General features: G+C 64.4%; 17 protein-coding genes. All 17 read left to right on the top strand.

Annotated elements, in window-relative coordinates:
• Positions 1–5: 5 nt before the first annotated feature.
• Complete coding sequence (locus KSS93_RS21820) at positions 6–3,587, top strand: glycosyltransferase (RefSeq protein WP_217885942.1); 3,582 nt, start codon at positions 6–8, stop codon at positions 3,585–3,587.
• Between the two features lie 266 nt (positions 3,588–3,853).
• Entirely contained in the window at positions 3,854–4,627 is a 774-nt protein-coding gene (rfbF, locus tag KSS93_RS21815) for a glucose-1-phosphate cytidylyltransferase (RefSeq protein WP_217885941.1), read from the top strand.
• The gene (gene rfbG / locus KSS93_RS21810; protein WP_217885940.1) at positions 4,609–5,691 is read left to right on the top strand and encodes a CDP-glucose 4,6-dehydratase; all 1,083 of its coding nucleotides are present in this window, start codon (positions 4,609–4,611) and stop codon (positions 5,689–5,691) included. The genes rfbF and rfbG overlap by 19 nt, the downstream gene beginning before the upstream one ends.
• Positions 5,688–6,248, top strand: coding sequence for a dTDP-4-dehydrorhamnose 3,5-epimerase family protein (locus KSS93_RS21805; RefSeq protein WP_217885939.1), 561 nt, complete (start codon positions 5,688–5,690; stop codon positions 6,246–6,248). Before rfbG ends, KSS93_RS21805 begins: the two co-directional genes overlap by 4 nt.
• Positions 6,245–7,468 carry a class I SAM-dependent methyltransferase gene (locus KSS93_RS21800; protein WP_217885938.1) on the top strand — a complete coding sequence of 408 codons (1,224 nt, stop codon included), beginning with the start codon at positions 6,245–6,247 and terminating at the stop codon, positions 7,466–7,468. The genes KSS93_RS21805 and KSS93_RS21800 overlap by 4 nt, the downstream gene beginning before the upstream one ends.
• A complete protein-coding gene (locus tag KSS93_RS21795; RefSeq protein ID WP_217885937.1) occupies positions 7,465–8,316 on the top strand; it encodes an NAD-dependent epimerase/dehydratase family protein in 852 nt (283 codons plus the stop codon). Before KSS93_RS21800 ends, KSS93_RS21795 begins: the two co-directional genes overlap by 4 nt.
• 101 nt (positions 8,317–8,417) lie before the next feature.
• Complete coding sequence (locus KSS93_RS21790; protein WP_217885936.1) at positions 8,418–9,152, top strand: cephalosporin hydroxylase family protein; 735 nt, start codon at positions 8,418–8,420, stop codon at positions 9,150–9,152.
• Between the two features lie 53 nt (positions 9,153–9,205).
• Positions 9,206–12,109, top strand: a complete 2,904-nt coding sequence (locus tag KSS93_RS21785) for a TIGR00180 family glycosyltransferase (RefSeq protein ID WP_217885935.1) — start codon at positions 9,206–9,208, stop codon at positions 12,107–12,109.
• A 518-nt stretch (positions 12,110–12,627) separates the two neighbouring features.
• The gene (locus KSS93_RS21780) at positions 12,628–13,572 is read left to right on the top strand and encodes a ketoacyl-ACP synthase III (RefSeq protein ID WP_217885934.1); all 945 of its coding nucleotides are present in this window, start codon (positions 12,628–12,630) and stop codon (positions 13,570–13,572) included.
• 52 nt (positions 13,573–13,624) lie between these two features.
• Positions 13,625–14,917 (top strand): motility associated factor glycosyltransferase family protein, encoded by a 1,293-nt coding sequence (locus KSS93_RS21775; RefSeq protein WP_217885933.1) that lies wholly within the window; start codon positions 13,625–13,627, stop codon positions 14,915–14,917.
• A complete protein-coding gene (locus tag KSS93_RS21770) occupies positions 14,914–15,162 on the top strand; it encodes a hypothetical protein (RefSeq protein WP_217885932.1) in 249 nt (82 codons plus the stop codon). Before KSS93_RS21775 ends, KSS93_RS21770 begins: the two co-directional genes overlap by 4 nt.
• A gap of 217 nt (positions 15,163–15,379) precedes the next feature.
• Positions 15,380–16,234: a flagellin domain-containing protein gene (locus KSS93_RS21765; protein WP_217885931.1), complete on the top strand. Its 855-nt coding sequence runs from the start codon at positions 15,380–15,382 to the stop codon at positions 16,232–16,234.
• A gap of 69 nt (positions 16,235–16,303) precedes the next feature.
• Positions 16,304–16,666 (top strand): flagellar protein FlaG, encoded by a 363-nt coding sequence (locus KSS93_RS21760; protein ID WP_217885930.1) that lies wholly within the window; start codon positions 16,304–16,306, stop codon positions 16,664–16,666.
• 77 nt (positions 16,667–16,743) lie between these two features.
• Positions 16,744–18,153 (top strand): flagellar filament capping protein FliD, encoded by a 1,410-nt coding sequence (gene fliD, locus KSS93_RS21755; RefSeq protein WP_217885929.1) that lies wholly within the window; start codon positions 16,744–16,746, stop codon positions 18,151–18,153.
• Between the two features lie 167 nt (positions 18,154–18,320).
• Complete coding sequence (fliS, locus tag KSS93_RS21750) at positions 18,321–18,716, top strand: flagellar export chaperone FliS (RefSeq protein WP_217885928.1); 396 nt, start codon at positions 18,321–18,323, stop codon at positions 18,714–18,716.
• Positions 18,717–18,729: 13 nt separating this feature from the next.
• Positions 18,730–19,026 carry a flagellar protein FliT gene (locus tag KSS93_RS21745; protein WP_217885927.1) on the top strand — a complete coding sequence of 99 codons (297 nt, stop codon included), beginning with the start codon at positions 18,730–18,732 and terminating at the stop codon, positions 19,024–19,026.
• 167 nt (positions 19,027–19,193) lie between these two features.
• Positions 19,194–20,669, top strand: coding sequence for a sigma-54 dependent transcriptional regulator (gene fleQ, locus KSS93_RS21740; RefSeq protein WP_217839660.1), 1,476 nt, complete (start codon positions 19,194–19,196; stop codon positions 20,667–20,669).
• Positions 20,670–20,697 lie beyond the last annotated feature (28 nt).

Genomic DNA, 20,697 nt, shown 5'->3' with positions numbered 1-20,697 from the left:
GTGTCGTGAACCCAGCCCCCCTGGTCAGCCTCGTCATCCCCGCCTGCAACCCGCGGTTCTTCCGTGCGGCCCTGGCCAGCGCCCTGGCCCAGGACTACGAAAACCTCGAAATCATCGTTTGCGACGACAGCCGCGGGCCCGAGATCGAAGCCTCGGTCGAGGAGCTGCGCGCACTGGCCCGCCACCCGCTGCTGTACCTGCGCAACCCGCAGCCCCTGGGGTTTGCCGGTAACCTGCAGCAGGGGTTTGAGCAAAGCCAGGGCGACTACATCAAGTTCCTTTGCGACGATGACCGCCTGATGGCCGATTGCGTGTCCAGCCAGGTGCAATTGTTCAGGGCGCAGCCCGAGATCAGCCTGGTCGCGGCCCGCCGCCACCTGGGGGATGAAGGCGATCACATCCTGCCGCAGCGCCTGGAAACCAGCCCGCTCACCTTTGGCGCCACGCTGTTCAATGGCAGCGATCTGCTGGACTTCTTCGAGACGCGCCAGCTCAATTTCATCGGTGGCTTGAGCTGCGTGCTGCTGCGCGCCAGTGACCTGCGCGAGCTGCTGCCGGCGCTGGCGCCGGGGTTCGTGGCGCTGCTCGATCTGGTGCTGTTCGTGTGCCTGCTGCGCCGTGGGCACCTGGGCGTGACTGCCGGGGTACATTGCATCGAGCGGCTCCACCCGGGCCAGTTGAGCAGCCAGGCCGACATCAAGACCGCCGCCGCGACAGAGGCGCAGCACCTGCGCGACATGTTCGCCGCGCGCACCCGCGAGGGTGAGCCGTTCAGCGGCTGGGTGCGGGTGCAGTTCCTCCAGGGCGACGAGCTTGACGCCCCGCGTGCCTGGGACAACCTGTTCCTGGTGCACACCCTGCGCTGCCTGCAAGCCATTCATGACTCCAAGGTTGGCAGCGACAGCGACAGTTTTGCCGAGCTCTACGGCAAATGGCTGGCCTGCCGCCAGGACCCGCTGGTGCTGGCGCGGCTGATGCGCCTGAGCGAGCACTGGCCGGTGCGCCCGCGCATCGTGCCGGTGGTGATCGACAGCGACGGCGATGCCCAGGCGTTGCAAGTGACGCTGGACAGCATCGCAGGCCAGGCCTACGCCGCCGATGCCGCCCTGGTGTTGTCGCGCTCGCCCAAGGCGCGGGAGTGGGGCGCCAGGGTCATCAGCCAGCCGCTGCAGGCCGACTGGGCTGTGCAACTGAACGGCCAGCTCGCGCAACTGGGCGGGGCGGACTGGGTTTACCTGCTGCGTGCCGGCGACCGCCTCAGCGCCTTCAGCCTGATGCTTTTGGCCGAACGCATCGTGTCGCGCCCGCAGATCGCCTGCTGCTATGGCGATGAGGGTGTGTTGCGTGACGGGGAGTCCCAGGAGCCGGTGTTCAAGCCCGACTTCAACCTCGACCTGATGCGCGGCTACCCCTACACCGGGCGCATGCTGGCGTTCTCCTGCAGTGCGCTGCAGGCCCTGGGCGGTTTTGCCGCCGGCTACCGCGAACTGGCCCCCCATGACCTGCTCTGGCGGTTGGTGGAAGCGCAGGGCCCGCAAGTCATCGAGCACATCCCTGAAGTGCTGGGCGAGAGCACCTTCGGTTATGCCGCCTGGCTGTCGTCGGCGGCCGTGATCGAGGAAAACCCGCAACTGCTCAAGGCCCACCTCGAGCGCCTGGGCGTCACCTACCAGCTGCGCAACAGCGACGGGCTGATCAACCAGGTGCGTTACCTGCATGCCGCGCAGCCCCTGGTAACCCTGGTGATCAGTGTGCGCGACCAGTTGCCGGCGCTCGAGCGCTGCCTGGAAAGCGTGCTGGAAAAAACCGCCTACCCGCACTACGAAGTGCTGATCGTCGACAACGCAAGCCAAGGCGCCGACATTCACGCCTGGCTGGCGGCGATGCAGCAGTTGGGCGGCGGCAAGCTGCGGGTGCTGAGCCTGGGTGAAGAAACCAGCTTCGCCACGCAGCAGAACCTTGCAGCGCAGCAGGCCCGGGGCAACTACCTGCTGATGCTGAGCCCGTTCGCCGTGGTCACCGAGCCGGGCTGGCTCGATGCGCTGCTTGGCCATGGCCAACGTCAAGAAGTCGGCGCAGTCGGTGCCAAGCTGTGCGATGCCCGCGGCCTGGTGGTCCAGGCGGGCAGCGTGCTGGGCCTGCGTGGCGGGGTGGCATCACCCTTCGTTGGCGAGCCGGCAGAGGCGGGCGGCTACATGCAACGCCTGCAGGTGGCGCAGAACTACTCGGCGGTGACGGCCGACTGCCTGCTGGTGCGCAAGGCGCTGTTCGACAGCGTCGGTGGCCTGAACGATGCGCAGTTCGGCGTTGCCTTCAGCGATATCGACCTTGGCCTGCGCCTGGGCCAGGCCGGTTACCTGGTGGTGTGGGCGCCCGATGCCCGGCTGGTGCTGGACCGCCCGGCAGACGCCGCATCCGACGCTGCCCGCAGCGCCGAGCGCCAGGCGCGCCTGGTGCAGCAGCACGAGGTGTTTGCCAAGGTTTGGATGCCGATGGTGGCACGGGACCCGGCCTACAACATCAACCTGGCCCTGGGCGGCTCCGGCTTTTGCCTGGAGCCGGGCCTCAAGGCCGGCTGGATGCCGTTTGCCGGGCGCTCGCTGCCCCATGTGCTGGCGCTGCCGATGAACACCGGCGCCGTCGGCCATTACCGGGTGATCCAGCCGCTGAACGAGCTGGACAAAGCCGGCTGGGTGACCCAGCAGCAATACTTCGAGATCCCCACCAATGTGGAGCTTGAGCGCAGCGCGCCGGATGTGGTGGTCGTGCAGGGGCGTTACCAAGAGAACTTCGTCAAGGAGATCGAGCGCCTCAAGACCTTTTCCAAGGGCTTTTGCATCTACGAGCTGGATGACTATGTGGTCGATGTGCCGAAAAAGAACGACCACCTCAAGCACGTGCCGCACGACCTGCAGAAATCGCTGCGCCGCGGCATCGAGCGCTGCGACCGCCTGGTGGTCTCGACCCAGGCCCTGGCCGATGCGCTGCACGGTGCGCACAGCGACATCCGGGTAATGCCGAACATGCTTGCCGAGCAGCTGTGGACCGGCCTGCGCAGCCAGCGCCGCAGTTCGCGCAAGCCGCGGGTCGGTTGGGGTGGTGGTACCAGCCACACCGGCGACCTTGAAGTGATCGCCGAGGTGGTCAAGGCCCTGGCCAATGAAGTGGACTGGATCTTCTTCGGCATGTGCCCGCCGGCGCTGCGCCCGTACCTCAAGGAGTTCCACCCGCCGGTGCCCATGGAGCTGTACCCGGCCAAGCTGGCCAGCCTGAACCTGGACCTTGCCCTGGCGCCGCTGGAGTTCCACATCTTCAACGACTGCAAGAGCAACCTGCGCCTGCTGGAGTACGGGGTGTGCGGCTACCCGGTCATCGTCACCGACACCCGCGCCTACGAAGGCTACCTGCCGTGCACGCGGATCAAGACCAACAGCACCGAGGAGTGGTTGCAGGCGATCCGCATGCACCTGGCCGACCCGGACGAAAGCTACCGCCAGGGCGACCGCCTGAGGCAGGAAGTGCTGCGCGACTACGTGCTGCGCGAGGACCACGTGCAGCACTGGTACAGCGGCTGGATGCCGGGCTGAGGCCAGTGTATGACGGGGCTGCTGTGCAGCCCTTCGCGGGCAAGCCCGCTCCCACCGGATTGCGTGAAGCCTTGGACGTTCGCCGAACGTGTGGGAGCGGGCTTGCCCGCGAAAGGCCGCAGAGCGGCCTCGGGTTTTGTCGGCTGACGGGTATGGACATTCGCCGGCAGCATCACTCTGGCGCGTTTCCTGCAAGTCCCCTCTGATATCGCCATAAATCGTGCAGCCACACGAGCCATGGCCGGTGACGAACAAGAGGGGACAACATGAAGGCGGTAATTCTGGCCGGTGGACTGGGCACGCGTATCAGCGAAGAGTCCCACCTCAAGCCCAAGCCCATGATCGAGATCGGCGGAAAGCCAATTCTCTGGCACATCATGAAGCAGTACTCGGCCCACGGCATCCATGACTTCGTGATCTGCCTGGGCTACAAGGGCTATGCGATCAAGGATTTCTTCGCCAACTACTTCCTGCATACCTCCGACGTCACCTTCGACATGCGCGCCAACCGCATGGACGTGCACCAGAACTACAGCGAGCCGTGGCGCGTCACCCTGGTGGACACCGGCGAGGAAACCATGACCGGCGGCCGCCTGCGCCGCGCCGCACGCTACCTGGAAGACGAAGAAGCCTTCTGCTTCACCTACGGTGACGGCGTGTCCGACCTGAACATCGGCGCCCTGGTGGACTTCCACCTCGCCCATGGCAAGCTCGCCACCGTCACCGCCGTACAACCGCCAGGCCGCTACGGCGCCCTTGAGCGTGACGGCGACCAGGTCAAAGGCTTCGTCGAAAAGCCCCGCGGTGACGGCGGCTGGATCAACGGCGGCTTCTTCGTGCTGTCGCCCAAGGTGCTCGGCTACATCGCCGACGATCAGACCTCGTGGGAGTCCGAACCTTTGGCCCGGCTGGCCGCCGAATCGCAGTTGAACGCCTTCCAGCACGACGGCTTCTGGCACCCGATGGACACCCTGCGCGACAAGAACCACCTCGAGCAACTCTGGCAAAGCGGGGAGGCCCCATGGAAGCAGTGGGCCTGAGCCCGGCGTTCTGGCAGGGCAAGCGGGTCCTGCTGACCGGCCACACCGGTTTCAAGGGCAGCTGGCTGGCGCTGTGGCTGCGTGAGCTGGGCGCACAGGTGACAGGCTTTGCCCTGGACCCTGGCAGCGAACCGAGCCTGTTCGAACTGGCCCAGGCCGGCACCGGCATCAAGGATGTGCGCGGCGACCTGCGTGACCTGGGCGCGTTGCTTGAGGTGATCGCCGAGGCCGAACCCGAGATCGTCCTGCACCTGGCGGCGCAGCCGCTGGTGCGCGAGGCTTACCGCGACCCGCTGGGCACCTATTCGAGCAACGTCATGGGTACCCTCAACCTGCTGGAGGCGGTGCGCCAGGTGGGCGGTGTGCGCGCCTGCGTGCTGGTGACCACCGACAAGGTGTACGCCAACCAGGAATGGCTCTGGCCATACCGCGAGAACGAAGCCCTCGGCGGGCACGACCCGTACAGCAGCAGCAAGGCCTGCTGCGAGCTGCTGGCGCAATCCTATGCGGCGTCGTTCTTCCCCGCCGCCAAGCACGCCGAACACGGCCTGGCCATGGCCACCGCGCGCGCCGGCAACGTGCTGGGCGGCGGCGACTTTGCCGCCGACCGCCTGATCCCCGACGTGCTCAAGGCCTGGTCGGCCGGCGAGCCGGTCACCCTGCGCTACCCGCAGGCCGTGCGCCCCTGGCAGCACGCCCTGGAGCCGCTGGCCGGCTACCTGCTGCTGGCCGAGCGCCTGTACGAAGAAGGCCCGGCCTATGCCGGTGCGTGGAACTTCGGCCCGGGCGAGCAGGACATGTGCAGCGTGGGTTCAGTGGTCAGTTATCTCGCCCGGCAATGGCCGGACGCCCCGGGCGTGCAGGTGGAGCAAAGCGAGCTGCATGAAGCCGGCCTGCTGCGCCTGGACAGCTCCCGCGCCCGCCAGGTGCTGGGCTGGCGTACGCGCTGGTCGCTGCACGAGTGCCTGCGCCACACCCTGGACTGGCACCTGGCCTGGCAGCGCGGCGACAACATGCGCGCCTTCACCCTCGACCAGTTGAACTTGTACGCGGAGCTGTCGTGACCGACCTGCAGTTGCAAGCCTTGCCCCTGGACGGCCTGTTCAGCGTGGTACACAAAAGCCATGGCGACGCCCGTGGCCGCTTTTCGCGGTTGTTCTGCGAGGGCAGCCTGGGCGAGCTGGGCACGCCGTTCCACGTGCGCCAGATCAACCACTCGCACACCGTCGGCCAGGGCAGCGTGCGCGGCCTGCACTACCAGCTCGGCGATAGCCCGGAAGCCAAGCTCATCACCTGCCTGCGCGGCAAGGTGTGGGATGTGGCCGTGGACCTGCGCCAGGGCTCGCCGACCTTTTTGCACTGGCACGCCGAGCACCTGCGCGCTGGTGATGGCCGCAGCCTGTTGATCCCGGCCGGTTTCGCCCATGGCTTCCAGGTGTTGAGTGAGGAGGCCGAACTGCTGTACCTGCACAGCGCCGACTATGCCCCGGGCCGTGAAGGCGGGCTGTCGGTGCATGACCCGAAGCTGGCCATCGACTGGCCGCTGGCTGTCAAGAATCTGTCTGCCCGGGATGCCGAACACCCCTGGCTGACGCCCTCGTTTGCCGGAGTATGTCCATGAACTGCCGTGGCTGTGGTACCTGCCTGAGCCTGCCCCTGATCGACCTCGGCACCGCGCCGCCGTCCAACGCCTACCTGCGTGCCGACCAGCTGGCCGCCGCCGAAGCCTGGGTGCCGCTGAAAGTGGCAGTGTGCGAGCACTGCTGGCTGGTGCAGACCGAGGACTACACCCGGGCCGATGCGCTGTTCGATGCCGACTACGCGTATTTCAGCTCCTACTCAAGCTCCTGGCTGGCCCATGCCCGCGATTACGTGGCGCAGATGGTCGAGCGTTTTGGCCTCGGCGCGCAAAGCCGCGTGGTGGAAATCGCCGCCAACGACGGCTACCTGCTGCAGTACGTAGCCGAACGCGGCATCCCGTGCCTGGGCGTGGAGCCCACCCGCAGCACCGCCCAGGCGGCGCGTGCCAAGGGCCTGGAGATTCGCGAGGTGTTCTTCGGCGAGCAAACCGCCGGGGCGCTGGTGGCCGAGGGCTGGTCGGCCGACCTGATGGCGGCCAACAACGTGCTGGCCCACGTGCCGGACATCAACGACTTCTTGCGCGGCTTTGCCACCTTGCTCAAGGCCGATGGCGTGGCCACCTTCGAGTTCCCGCACCTGCTGTGCCTGATGGCCGAGCACCAGTTCGACACCCTGTACCACGAGCACTACTCCTACCTGTCGCTGACGGCGGTGAACACCCTGTGCGCGCGCAACGGCCTGGAGATCTTCGACGTCAGCGAACTGCCCACCCACGGCGGCTCGCTGCGGGTGTTCGCCCAGCGTGCCGGCGGCCCGCAGCCGCGCCAGGGCAGTGTCGATGATTTGCTGGGTATCGAGGCGCGGGTCGGGGTGACCACGGCGGCCTTCTACAACACCCTGGCGCCAGCAGCCGAGCGCATCAAGCAGCAGCTGCTGCGCTTCTTGCTGCAGGCCAAGGCCGAGGGCAAGCGCGTGGTCGGTTATGGCGCTGCCGCCAAGGGCAACACCTTGTTCAACTATGCCGGGGTCAAGCCCGACCTGCTGGCATGGGTCGCCGACGCCAACCCGCACAAGCAGGGCAAGTTCCTGCCGGGCAGCCGTATTCCGGTGGTGGCGCCGGAGCGCCTGGCCATCGAACAGCCTGACTACGTGCTGGTATTGCCGTGGAACCTGCTCAAGGAAGTCAGCGAGCAGCAGGCGCACATCCGTGAGTGGGGCGGGCGTTTCGTCATCGCCGTGCCGGAGCTGACTGTCCTATGAAAGTGCTGGTCACCGGTGCCACCGGTTTTGTCGGCCGGCACCTGGTCGCCGAGCTGCTCGCTCGCGGGCACCAGGTGCGTGCCGTGGCGCGCCGGCAGGAGCCGGCCCGGGCGCTGCCGTGGTTCGAGCAGGTCGAGTTCGTCAGCGCCGACATTCACGACCCGCAGTTGGCGGTGGGGGCGTTGTGCGAGGGCATCGATGCGCTGGTGCACCTGGCCTGGCCCGGCTTGCCGAACTACCAGGGCCTGTTCCACCTCGAACACAACCTGATGGCCGACTATGGCTTCATTCGCCGTGCGGTCGAAGCCGGGGTGAGCCAGGTGCAGGTCACCGGTACCTGCTTCGAATACGGGCTGCAGGACGGCGCCTTGAGCGAGGCGCTGCTGTGCCAGCCGGCCAACCCCTACGGGCTGGCCAAGCACAGCCTGCAGCAGTTTCTGCAGAGCCTGGCCCGGCAGCTACCGTTCAACTTGCAATGGGTGCGGCTGTTCTACCTGTACGGTGAGGGGCAGAACCCCAACAGCCTGCTGGCGGCGCTGGACCGCGCCATTGACGCAGGGCAGGCGTGCTTTGACATGTCTGGCGGCGAACAGCTGCGCGATTTCCTGCCTGTGCAGGCGGTGGTCGCCAACCTGGCCGGGCTGCTCGGACTGCGCGATTTCACAGGCGTAGTCAATTGCTGCAGCGGCCGGCCGATATCTGTACGCAACCTGGTGGAGGCGCATATCGCCAGCCGCGGCGCAAAGATTGCGCTGAACCTGGGGCATTACCCTTACCCGGCCTATGAGCCCATGGCGTTCTGGGGCGATGCCCGCCAGTTGCGGGCACTGCTGGGGGCCTGCCAGTGAAGTATTCCAGTTACCCCGAATCAAACCGCCGTATGACTGCTGGCCACTGCCACGCCGTCAAAAGCGCCCGTTCAGCACACCTGTCTACCGAGACCCGATAAATGACCGACTCGCCGATCAAGGCCTTCGAAGCCGAATGCACCGCGCAAATTGCCGCCCAAGGTGAAGACAAGGCGTTGCAGCAGTTGTCCCGCGACTTCTACGACAAGTCCGCCGAACACAAGTACACCTACCACTTCTCGTGGATGGGCCGGCCGATCATCCAGCTGCCCCAGGACATGATGGCCATGCAGGAGATCGTCTGGCAGGTCAAGCCGGACCTGATCATCGAGTGCGGCATCGCCCACGGCGGCTCGATCCTCTACTACGCCTCCCTGCTGGAGCTGCAGGGCCATGGCGAGGTGCTGGGCATCGACATCGACATCCGCGCGCACAACCGCGAAGCCATCGAGGCGCACCCGATGAGCAAGCGCGTGCGCATGATCCAGGGCTCGAGCATCGACGAGGGCATTGCCGCACAGGTGCGGGCGATTGCCGAGGGCAAGAAGGTCATCGTGGTGCTCGACTCCAACCACACCCACGCGCACGTGCTCAAGGAGCTGGAGCTGTACGCGCCGCTGGTGGCCGTGGGCAGCTACTGCGTGGTGATGGACACGGTGGTCGAAGACATGCCGGCCGGCTCCTTCCCCGACCGCCCGTGGGATGTGGGTGACAACCCCAAGACCGCAGTCTGGGAATACCTCAAGGGTAACGACAGCTTCGAGATCGACTACCAGATGCAGAACAAGCTGATGATCACCGTGGCGCCGGACGGCTACCTGCGCCGGGTTCGCTGAGACACTTACACAGTTCGATTTCTTCGGCGGCAACGCCAATGGTGGTGAAGACTATGCAAGGCAATTTTGCGGCAGACCAGGCAACCCCACTGCGCGAGCGCTTGACGCTGGTAGTGATGACGCACAACCGTCAGGCGTTCCTGCAACGCACGCTGCAGTACTACCAGGACTACCCGTGCTCGATCCTGGTACTGGACTCCTCGACCGAATCGGCAGCGGCGATGGCCGCCCAGTACCCGGGCGTGGAATACCTGCACTTGCCGCAGTTTTCCTACATGGGCCTGCAGGCCAAGCTGACCTACGGCGTAAACCTTGTGCGTACGCCCTACATGGCGTTCGCCGCCGATGATGACTTCCTGCTGTTCGACGGCATGAACCAGTCGCTGGACTTCCTTGACGCCAACCCTGACTACGGCCTGTGCCACGGCTACTGCCTGAACTACCTGGCCCAGGCCACCCAGGTGCTGTACCACCGGCGCAATAAAAAGGTTCGCGAAGACTACGCCGAACCGCGCGCCGAGCAGCGCCTGCTGGACTTCATGGGCGAGTTCATCCCGCCGTTCTACGCCATCACCCGCACCGCGCTGCTGCAGCAGTGGTTCGAGCTGCTGCCGGCCGGCACCAGCTTCGAGTGGCAGGAAATCGGCCATGCCTACTTCCTGCTGACCAATGCCAAGGCGCGCCTGCTGCCGATCCCCTATGCGGTACGGGAAACCAACTACGGCGTCTCGGAGCATAACACCGAGGTGTATCACGTGTTGGCGTTCACCGATGCCAAGGCGGTTGCCGAGCGTGAACGCTACGCCGACTTCTTTGCCGGCCTGCCGACCGCTATCGAGGGCCTGGACCATGCGGGCCGTCGTCAGCTGGCGCTGGACAGCTTCGCGGCCATGGCCGATGGCTTGCTCAAGGGGCGGGCGCTGACCCTGGAACTGCTCTGGGTGTCGAGTTGGGCCGACCCGTTGAAGCCGCCGGTGCGTACCTTCCAGCCTGCGCAGTACGTCGAGATGCCGTTCTACAACCAGGCGTTCTTCGACCAACTGACCGCATTCGAATTCCTGATCCACGCCATGCCGGCCGGCCGCCTGCAGTTGCAGGAACTGGAGCCGCTGCTGCTGCGCCAGGAGCAGCTGTTGCAGCCCCAGGCCAACGATACGCCGGGCACGGTGTGGTCGCGCCTGTGGGATGCGCTCAAGCGCAATGCGTTCAACCGCGAGGTGGTGCGCGGCCTGGCCGAGCAGCTGCGCGAGCGTGGGGATACCGAGGAAAGCCAGGCGCTGTTCGCCTGGCTGGAGCGCCTGAACAGCGTGCCGCACCAGAGCGGCCGGCAACTGCTTGGCAATATGCGCTCCGGGCGCCTGCTTGACTGGCTGCAGGCACGCAAGCCTGACGCGGCGGCACAAAGCGCCATCGCCGAGCACCTGGCGCTGCACCAGGGCGGGCCGCAGTTCGGCATTTTGCTGCTGGACCTGGACAACAACCAGACCGCACTGCAGGACACCTTCGACAGCCTGGTCGGTGGCCTGAGCAAGGCGTTCCGCATCATGGTGTTCACCACCGGCGAGCCGCCGATGGCCACCTCGCTGCACAACACCCTGCATTTCATCAAGGTCAGCCGCGAGGACTATGTCGAGCGGATCAACCAGATTGCCCGGCAGACCTCCTGCGAATGGCTGCTGCTGGCCGAGGCCGGTGACCAGTTCACCGCCACCGGCCTGCTGCGCGCCGGCCTTGAGCTGATGAACGCGCCAGAGTGCCGCGCGGTCGCGGTGGACGAGATCCAGCGCCAGGCCAACGGTGCCTGGCACGAGCTGCTGCGCCCGGGGGTCAACCTCGACCTGCTGCAAAGCAACCCGGCGCTGATGGCGCGCCACTGGCTGCTGCGCCGTGAAGCGCTGGTGGAGGCGGGCGGTTTCGACAAACAGTTCACTGATGCCCTGGAATACGACCTGCTGTTGCGCCTGATCGAGCGGGGCGGCCTCAGCGGCCTGGCCCACCTTGATGAGCCGCTGCTGATTACTGCCGTACCGCAAGCCGGGGACGACGAGCATGCCCGCCAGGCCTTGAGCCGGCACCTGGTGAGCCGTGGCTATAAAGCCCAGGTCAGCGCGCCGCAGGCAGGCACCTTGCGCATCGACTATCGCCATGTCGAGCGGCCGCTGGTGAGCATCCTGTTGCTCAGCGAAGACAACCTGGAGCCACTGCAGCGTTGTGTCAGCAGCATCCTGCAGCGCACCCGCTATGCCCGCTACGAAGTGCTGATCGCCGACAACGCCAGCCAGTCGCCACAGTTGCTCGAATGGCTGGCGCAACAGCAGCAGGGGGCCGGCAAGGTGCGCGTGCTGCAAAGCGCCGAGCGCCTGAGCCCGGCGGCGCTGCGCAATGCTGCTGCGGCCGAGGCCCAGGGGGAATACCTGGTGCTGCTGGCAGCCGATGCCGAAGTGGTCAATGCCAACTGGGTCGAAAGCCTGCTCAACCAGGCACAGCGCCCCGAGGTTGGGGTGGTTGGCGCCAAGTTGCTCGACGCAAAAGGCAAGCTCGGCCAGGCCGGCCTGCTGCTGACGGCCGATGGCCAGGTGCTGCCGGCCTTTGCCGGCGAAGCCGGGGAGGCGACTGGCTACCTGCAGCGTTTGGCGGTGGAGCAGAACTGCACGGCGGTCTCCGGTGCTTGCCTGATGATCGGCAGCGAGCTGTACCGGGCGTTGCAGGGCCTGGATGAGCAGGCATTCGCCAGCGCCTATGGCGATGTCGACCTGTGCTTGAAAGCCGCTGCCGAGGGCTTGCTGACGGTGTGGACGCCACAGGCGCAGGTGCGCAGCTTCGGTGTGCAGGCCGAGGACCCGGCGGCGCTGGCAGCCTTGCGCGACAAGTGGTCGGCGCAGTGGCTGGGCGCGGTCCAGGGGCGCGACCTCAAGCCGGCTTCGGCGGCGTTTGACTGGCTGCAGTTGATCGCCTGATAGGCAAGGTAGTAAGCCCGCTCCTGCAGGATTGCGCGAAGCCTGGCGTCAGCGCTGTCCCTGCAGGAGCAACTGCCTTGCTCAATTTCTAAAAGGCGACTCGATTCTTGTGGGAAGCGGCCTTATGTCGCGATTGGGCGGCGCAAGCAGCCCCGGCGATTTTGCAGGGTGGCAAAGATCCTGGGGCCGCTTGCGCAGCCCAATCGCGACACAAGGCCGCTTCCCACAGGGGGCGCATGACCATCGCAGGGCAAACCCGCTCCCGGCGCTGTATCTGTGCCGCCATTACTCCACTTTCCGCCTCGCCGGGGTGACGCACCCGGGCAAAATATGCGATTGTCTGCAATATTTCGTGACCTATCGGTCAGAGCGGGCATCTCCCTCTTTAATCGTTAATGGGGCCGGCGTGCATTTGCCGCTCGCCTGCGCCACCCGTGGGGCGGCGGATTCCGTTTTTTCAGGCGCTGCCCCAGTCATCCGGGCGGTGGTATTGAGCTGTTTTTTATTGGGAAGCCATGATGATCGGCATTAAAAGCATCGCGAGCTACGTGCCCGCTGCCGGCCTGGACAACTACGCGCAAGGCGCAAAATTCGACAAGGATGAAACCTTCATCCTCGGCAAGATCGGCTCGGCCTTCCTGCCGCGCAAAGCAGATGAACAGGAAACCTCCGACTTGTGCGTCGAGGCCGTCAACAACCTGTTCGCCGCCAACCCCGAACTCAAGCGCGAAGCCATCGATGCGCTGATCGTCGTCACCCAGAACGGTGACGAAGAGGGCCTGCCGCACACCGCCGCGATCGTCCAGCACAAGCTCGGCCTGCCGACCCATGTGGCTGCCTTCGACATCTCCCTGGGTTGTTCTGGCTACGTTTACGGCATCTATGCGCTCAAGGGCTTCATGGAGGCCGCAGGGCTGAAAAACGGCCTGCTGGTCACCGCCGACCCGTACTCCAAGATCGTCAACCCCGAAGACCGCAACACCACCATGCTGTTCGGTGATGCTGCCACCGCTACCTGGATGGCCGAAGACGCCGCCTGGCAGCTGGGCAAATCGAAGTTCGGTACCGATGGCGCGGGCGCACCCTACCTGAAAGTCACCGACGGCGAGTTCTACATGAACGGCCGCCAGGTGTTCAACTTCGCCCTGATCAAGGTGCCGGCGCACCTGCACGAGCTGCTCGGCGAGTCGGGCCTGCAGAACAGTGACATCGACGCCTTCTGCATTCACCAGGGCAGCGCGGCGATCGTCGATGCCGTGGCGCGGCGCTTCGAGGAAGAGCCGGAGAAGTCCGAGGCGCACAAGTTCGTCAAGGACATGCTGGAGACCGGCAACACGGTTTCGTCGAGCATTCCGCTGCTGCTGGAAAAGCGCCTGAACGACGGCACCTGGAAGCGCGTGGCCATCAGTGGCTTCGGCGTTGGCCTGTCGTGGGGCTCGGCCATTCTTCACCGGGCTGAATAAACCGGCGTAGTCAGGTAGGCTTCAGCGTTTTGCAGGTAAGGGAAGCTCGAACATGAGCGAATTTTTCCAGGCGAACGCTGAGGTTCTGCAGGCACGCTGGCCGGCGCTGTTCGAGCGCCTGCAACAGCAAGCGGGCGAGCCGCTCGAAGCTGAGCTGGTTGAGGGGCTGGGCTCTACCTTAAGTATCTCTGGTATTCAGCTCACCAGCCGTCATGACCGGGTTGCCGAGGCGCGCCTGCAGGCCACAAGCCTTGCCGAAGGCAATGAGGTGGTTCACCTCTACGGCGTGGGCCTTGGCGACTTGCCCAGGGTGTTGCTGGAGCGCCCAACCCTTCAGCGATTGCGAGTGTTTCTACTCAACGGCGCGTTGTTTGCGCTGGTGGTGCAGTTGCTGGACCACAGCGACTGGCTGCTCGACCCCCGCGTCGAGCTGGCGTTTGCCGGCGATAGCAGCGAAATCCAGCTACCGTTTTTCGCCTTGCCCTCCGAGCTGGTGCTGGCCGACGACTTCAACGCAAAAATCCGTGACCGGCTGATCAGCGAGAGCCACCTAGCCTACAACAATCGCCGCTTCGATGTGGCGGATGCGAGGTTGCAGGGGTTGCTTGAGGCAAGCCTGCCGCTGCTGCAGCAGGACCCGGATGTCGCCAGCCTGTTCGGCTCTGCAAAGGGCCGCGACTGCTACGTGATCGCCACTGGCCCGAGCCTTGCCCGGCATCTGCCGGCGCTGGCAGCCATTCGCGGGCGCTCCGAGCGGCCGCTGCTGATCTGCGTCGATACCGCCTACCTACCGTTGCAGCGGGCTGGTATCCAGCCCGACATCGTCGTCAGCGTCGATCACGCCATCCGTATCAGTCACCTGCCGTCAGAGGGTTCGCAAGGCATCATGCTGGTCTACATGCCCATGCTCGATGTCGAGCTGCTCAGCCAATGGCAAGGCCCGCGTTACAGCGCCTATTCCGCCAGCGAGCTGTATGCGCAGGTGCGTCAGCAAATTCCCCGTGCCGAGCTGTTCGTCGGCGGCAGCGTGCTGCACCCCGCTGTGGATCTGGCGGTCCAGCTTGGGGTGAAGCGCATCACATTGTTCGGCGCCGATTTCGCCTTCCCGGGTGGGCGCACCCATACTGGCTGGGAGGATGGCGCCCTGGGCCCGTCGATCAGCCATGCCAGCCACTGGGTGCTCGACGGGCATGGCCAGCGGGTGCGCACCCAGCTCAACTTCCGCGGTTACTTGATCGAGCTTGAGCGCTTCATTGCCCGCCACCCCGAGGTGCGCTTTTTCAACACCAGCCGAGACGGCGCATTGATTGCCGGTACCGAGTTCGATGCGGAGTTCTGTTCATGAGTGCGAGCAGTCACGTGGAGGCGGCCCGCGAGTGTGCCGCACTGATGCGCCTGGGGCGCGATGTAGAGGGCGGTGTACGCATGGTCGAGTTGTTCGAGGCCGTGCTGCCACAGCTCGAGCCGCAAGCCGGCACGGTACTGCTGCAGGCAATGCTGGATGCACAGCAGCGCCAGGACTGGCTGGCCCTGGCGGATTACCTGGAATACGAGCTGGTGCACCTGATCGGGCAGGGCGCAGCGCACTGAAATGTGATGTGCGTCACACTTGGTTTTTTTCGGCGTGGCGCGAGAGGCGGGCTGGAAGGCGCGGAATACAAGGGGTGGCGCGGTGATGGCATTTTTTTTTGCGAAACCCCTAAAGCAACTTGCAAAACCGACGATAACCATTACGAAGGTTCTCTAGGCCACACCCGGCGGATGCCAGGGCCGGAAGCCGCAGTATCCATCCAACGAGGAATTCGTCATGGCTTTAACCGTAAACACCAACACCACTTCGCTGGGCGTGCAGAAGAACCTGAACAAAGCTTCTGACGCTCTGGGCACTTCGATGACCCGCCTGTCCTCGGGCCTGCGCATCAACAGCGCCAAAGACGACGCCGCCGGCCAGCAGATCGCCACCAAGCTGCAGACCATGGTTACCGGTACCACCGTTGCCATCAAGAACGCCAACGACGGTAACTCGATCACCCAGACCGCTGAAGGCGCTCTGTCGGAAATCACCAACATCCTGCAGCGTATGCGTGAGCTGGCTCTGCAAGCTCGAAACGACTCGAACGGTACCACTGAACGCGCCGCTCTGAACAAAGAGTTCGCTGCCAAGTCCGACGAAATCACCCGTATCGCTTCGTCCACCACCTTCGGTACCAGCAAGCAACTGCTGGACGGTACTGCTGGCGACATGGAGTTCCAGGTTGGCGCGATGACTGGCACCAGCCAGACCCTGACCGTTTCCCTGAGCACCTCGTTCGCAGCTTCGACTCTGGGTGTTGGCACCGGTACCCTGGCGATCTCGGGCACCACCGACGCCGCTGTTCACACCTCGGCTGACGCTGCAATCGACGCAATCGACACCGCTCTGCAAACCGTGAACGACACCAAGTCGGACCTGGGTGCCATCCAGAACCGCTTCCAGTCGACCATCAACAACCTGCAAAGCATGAACGAGAACTCGGCTGCCGCCATGGGCCGCGTTCAAGACACCGACTTCGCCGCAGAAACCGCTCAGCTGACCAAGCAGCAAACCCTGCAGCAAGCTTCGACCGCAGTTCTGGCCCAGGCCAACCAACTGCCATCCGCCGTACTGAAACTGCTTCAGTAATAGCGCGATGCAATCAGCGAGAGGGTGCCTGCGCACTCTCTCGCTTTTTACTTTCAGAGGTGATGCACGATGGACATAAGCGTAAAGTCGAGCCCGTCGTATCCGGTGTCGTCGGTAGCCGGCAACATGCATAAGGATGATGCTGCGCTCAAGGCCTTAGGCCAGGTCCGTGATGCATCGCAGGTACAAGACGCTGCCGCACCCGGTAGCGAGGCCGAGCTACACTCGGCGGTGAAGGAAATACAGGATTTCGTCCAGTCGTTGCAACGCAACCTGGAATTTTCGGTGGATGACTCCACCGGCACATGGGTCGTCAAGGTGGTCGCCCGCGACAGCGGTGAAGTGATTCGCCAGATCCCCTCGGAAACCGCGCTGGAGCTGGCCCGCAGCCTGCAGGATGCCAACAGCGTGCTTTTCGATATCAAGGCCTGACAGCTGGCCGACCGATTCGCCCCTTAAGTTGCAGGGGTGGTTGAGCTTGTTGGCGTTAACCAGATAAGGAGTTTGTAATGGCAAGTCCAATTCTACCGAGTTTGGGCCTGGGTTCCGGCCTCAATACTACGGCCATTGTGGAGGCCCTGGTTAATGCTGAGAAAACCCCCAAGCAAAGCCAGCTCGACCGCCGTACCTCGGCCAACACCGCGTCGATTTCGGCCGTCGGTGGCCTCAAGAGTGCGCTGACGGCGTTCAAAAGTACGCTGGAGAAGCTCAATAGCGCTACTGACCCGGCGTTCCTGGGTTCGGTGGCTACCAGCTCCAACGACAAGACCGTCAAGGCCACTGCCGGCAGCTCTGCGGTCAATGGCAGCTATTCGGTGCAGGTCTCGCAACTGGCTACCGCCTCGCGGGTGGCCAGTGACCGTTACACCGACAGCAGCTCGGTGGTGTCTGCCAGTGGCGGCACCTTGACCCTGACCCAGAACGGCACCAGTTTCGATGTCACCATTCCGGCCGGTGCCACGCTGCAGCAAACCCGTGACGCCATCAACGCCCAGGCAACGTCCAAGGGCTACACGGCCAACATCGTCAACGACGGGCAGGGCTCGCGACTGGTGTTGAGCTCCGACACCATGGGCAAGGACTCGGACATCTCCGTCACTGGCGTGATGACTATCGATCCGGCTGCCGAAATGACCGCTGCCGGTGGGGCCGGGCGCGTTGGCGAGTTGGCCAAGGATGCCGAATTCAACATCGATGGCATGGCCCTTACCAGCAAGTCGAACAAGGTCGAGAACGCGATCAGTGGCATGACCTTCGAGCTGCTGGCCAAGACCGACACCAACTCGGCGGTCTCGATTGGCGTGACCGCCAACACCGATGGCCTGAAGACCTCCTTGCAGTCTTTCGTCGACGCCTACAACTCGCTGGTGCTGAACATCAATACCGTGAGCAAGTCGGTGCAGGGTACCGACGGCACCTGGAACACGCCGGCGCTGGCGGGTGACTCGGCAGTGCGCAGCATCCTGACTGCACTGCGCAACGAGCTGGTGGTGCCGGCGACGGCAGGTTCCGGGCAGCTGACCGTACTGTCGCAGCTGGGTATCAATACCTCCCAGGCCAGCGGCATGCTGGAGTTCGACAGCACCAAGTTCACCAAGGCCATCAACGATCAGAAGCTCGGTGGCGAAGTGCAGAACCTGTTCAACGGTGATGGCGGCGTGCTCGACCGCATGGTCAAGGCCATGGAGCCGTTCTCGACCAGCGGCGGCGTGCTGGACACCCGCAACAAGTCGCTGGAGTCGGCGAAAAAATCGCTGGAGCTGGAGCAGACCGCCCTGGATGCGCGCATCAAGGACCTCGAGGCGTCGTTGACCAAGAAGTACAACAACATGGACACCCTGGTCGGCCAGTTGAACTCCCAGCGCGACACCGTGACGTCCATCTTCGAGGCAATGGCGGCTCAGCAGAAGAACTCCTGACCGGCATAAGGCCTGAGCGGCCCGGCATAGCCCGAGGTTGAAAGGCCAACGCCAAAAGCCCGACGAAGCGTGACGCTCCGTCGGGCTTTTTGTATTCTCGCTAAAGTTTTTTGACGCCGCGCCGATAGCCCGGTCATACAGCAACCCCCGTGGTGACGAGGTACCCCATGAACCCAATGTTAGCCCTTCGGCAGTACCAGAAGATCGGCGCCCAGGCGCAGACCTCCGAGGCGAGCCCGCATCGTCTGGTGCAAATGCTGATGGAAGGCGGCCTGGACCGTATTGCCCAGGCCAGTGGCTCCATGCAGCGCAACGACCTTGCCGGCAAGGGTATTGCCATCGGCAAGGCCATCGGCATCATTGGCGGGCTGCGTGACGGCCTCGACCGCGACAACATGACCGATGAACTCAATCGCCTCGACAACCTGTACCTGTACATGACCCGCCGACTGAGCGAGGCCAACATGCACAACGACCCGGCTATTCTGGAGGAGGTCCGCGGCTTGCTGACCACCGTCAAGGAAGGCTGGGATGCGGTCGGCGGGCAGTCGACGGCGCCTTGAGCCGGGAGGTTGTATGAGCGAGGTGATCGAGCGTATCGAGCGAACCCGGGATGCGTTGCTGGCAGCGTTGGCCAGTCGCGACTGGGATGCGGTCGGCGCTCTCGACCTTGAGTGCCGCATTTGCGTCGAGGATGTACTGGCCGAAGCGCTGGTCAACGAAGCCGAAGTGCGCGCCAGCCTGGAAGAGCTGCTGGAGGTCTACCGTCAGCTGATCGACGTGGCAAGTGGTGAGCGTCAATCGATAGTCGACGAGATGGCGCAGTTACGTCAGGCAAAAAACGCGGCGAAGGTATACCATCTGTTCACCTGACCACGAATAACACGAGAAATAGCGCGCCATTAAATTGACTGCACGCTGTTTTTTGACTTAACTAGTGGCTGTTTTCGAATTTCAGACGTCCGAACACTGACCATTCAGTCGGAATGATGTCGAGCACGCCCCACGGGCGCCGATATGACTAGGGAAGTTGCTATTGCATGTGGCGTGAAACCAAGATTCTCCTGATCGATGACGACAGCGCCCGCCGCCGCGATCTGGCGGTGGTCCTGAATTTCCTCGGCGAAGAAAACCTGCCGTGCTCCAGTGACAACTGGCAGCAAACGGTCGAGGCCTTGTCGTCGAGCCGCGAAGTGCTGTGCGTGCTGATCGGGGCGGTAAATGCTCCAGCCGGTGTGCTCGGGTTGCTTAAGACAGTGGCAGGGTGGGATGAGTTCCTTCCGGTGCTGCTTCTGGGTGAAATTTCTTCGGCCGAGTTCCCCGAGGACCTGCGCCGCCGCGTGCTGTCCAACCTCGAGATGCCGCCGAGCTACAGCCAGTTGCTCGATTCGCTGCACCGTGCCCAGGTCTATCGCGAGATGTACGACCAGGCCCGCGAGCGCGGTCGCCAGCGCGAGCCCAACCTGTTCCGCAGCCTGGTCGGCACCAGCCGTGCCATCCAGCATGTGCGCCAGATGATGCAGCAGGTGGCCGATACCGACGCCAGCGTGCTGATTCTGGGTGAGTCCGGCACCGGTAAAGAGGTGGTGGCGCGCAACCTGCACTATCACTCCAAGCGCCGCGAAGCGCCGTTCGTGCCGGTCAACTGCGGTGCCATCCCTGCAGAATTGCTCGAAAGCGAACTGTTCGGCCACGAGAAGGGCGCCTTCACCGGGGCCATCACCAGCCGTGCCGGGCGTTTCGAGCTGGCCAACGGCGGCACGCTGTTCCTCGACGAAATCGGCGACATGCCGCTGCCGATGCAGGTCAAGCTGCTGCGGGTATTGCAGGAGCGCACATTCGAACGCGTGGGTAGCAACAAGACCCAGAGCATCGACGTGCGCATCATTGCGGCCACCCACAAAAACCTCGAGAGCATGATCGAGGACGGCACCTTCCGCGAAGACCTGTACTACCGGCTGAACGTCTTCCCCATCGAGATGGCCCCGCTGCGCGAGCGCGTCGAGGACATCCCGCTGTTGATGAACGAGCTGATCTCGCGCATGGAGCACGAAAAGCGCGGCTCGATCCGCTTCAACTCCGCCTCGATCATGTCGCTGTGCCGCCACGGCTGGCCGGGCAACGTGCGCGAGCTGGCCAACCTGGTGGAGCGCATGGCGATCATGCACCCGTACGGGGTGATCGGTGTGTCGGAGCTGCCGAAGAAATTCCGCTACGTCGACGACGAAGACGAGCAACTGGTGGACAGCCTGCGCAGCGACCTCGAAGAGCGCGTGGCGATCAACGGCCACACGCCAAGCTTCGCCAACCCCGCCATGCTACCGCCAGAAGGCCTGGACCTGAAGGACTACCTCGGCAGCCTCGAGCAGGGTTTGATCCAGCAGGCGCTGGACGATGCCAACGGCATCGTCGCCCGCGCCGCCGAACGCCTGCGCATCCGCCGCACCACGCTGGTGGAAAAGATGCGCAAGTACGGCATGAGCCGCCAGGGCGGCGAGGAGCAGGCGGAGGATTGACGCCTGCTCCTGAGCCCCATCGCGGGGC

It is taken from the genome of Pseudomonas xanthosomatis, from assembly GCF_019139835.1.
In the GTDB taxonomy this organism is placed as follows: Bacteria; Pseudomonadota; Gammaproteobacteria; order Pseudomonadales; family Pseudomonadaceae; genus Aquipseudomonas; species Aquipseudomonas fakonensis.
Note: the sequence above shows the minus strand (reverse complement) of the source record. Positions and strands in the feature narration are given on the sequence as shown.

Coding starts and splice junctions, on each gene's coding strand:
- KSS93_RS21775 (WP_217885933.1), top strand. CDS start 13,625: ATGAGCGAATTTTTCCAGGCGAACGCTGAGGTTCTGCAGGCACGCTGG.
- rfbF (WP_217885941.1), top strand. CDS start 3,854: ATGAAGGCGGTAATTCTGGCCGGTGGACTGGGCACGCGTATCAGCGAA.
- KSS93_RS21765 (WP_217885931.1), top strand. CDS start 15,380: ATGGCTTTAACCGTAAACACCAACACCACTTCGCTGGGCGTGCAGAAG.
- KSS93_RS21790 (WP_217885936.1), top strand. CDS start 8,418: ATGACCGACTCGCCGATCAAGGCCTTCGAAGCCGAATGCACCGCGCAA.
- fliD (WP_217885929.1), top strand. CDS start 16,744: ATGGCAAGTCCAATTCTACCGAGTTTGGGCCTGGGTTCCGGCCTCAAT.
- KSS93_RS21780 (WP_217885934.1), top strand. CDS start 12,628: ATGATCGGCATTAAAAGCATCGCGAGCTACGTGCCCGCTGCCGGCCTG.
- KSS93_RS21795 (WP_217885937.1), top strand. CDS start 7,465: ATGAAAGTGCTGGTCACCGGTGCCACCGGTTTTGTCGGCCGGCACCTG.
- fleQ (WP_217839660.1), top strand. CDS start 19,194: ATGTGGCGTGAAACCAAGATTCTCCTGATCGATGACGACAGCGCCCGC.
- KSS93_RS21800 (WP_217885938.1), top strand. CDS start 6,245: ATGAACTGCCGTGGCTGTGGTACCTGCCTGAGCCTGCCCCTGATCGAC.
- fliS (WP_217885928.1), top strand. CDS start 18,321: ATGAACCCAATGTTAGCCCTTCGGCAGTACCAGAAGATCGGCGCCCAG.
- KSS93_RS21745 (WP_217885927.1), top strand. CDS start 18,730: ATGAGCGAGGTGATCGAGCGTATCGAGCGAACCCGGGATGCGTTGCTG.
- rfbG (WP_217885940.1), top strand. CDS start 4,609: ATGGAAGCAGTGGGCCTGAGCCCGGCGTTCTGGCAGGGCAAGCGGGTC.
- KSS93_RS21785 (WP_217885935.1), top strand. CDS start 9,206: ATGCAAGGCAATTTTGCGGCAGACCAGGCAACCCCACTGCGCGAGCGC.
- KSS93_RS21770 (WP_217885932.1), top strand. CDS start 14,914: ATGAGTGCGAGCAGTCACGTGGAGGCGGCCCGCGAGTGTGCCGCACTG.
- KSS93_RS21760 (WP_217885930.1), top strand. CDS start 16,304: ATGGACATAAGCGTAAAGTCGAGCCCGTCGTATCCGGTGTCGTCGGTA.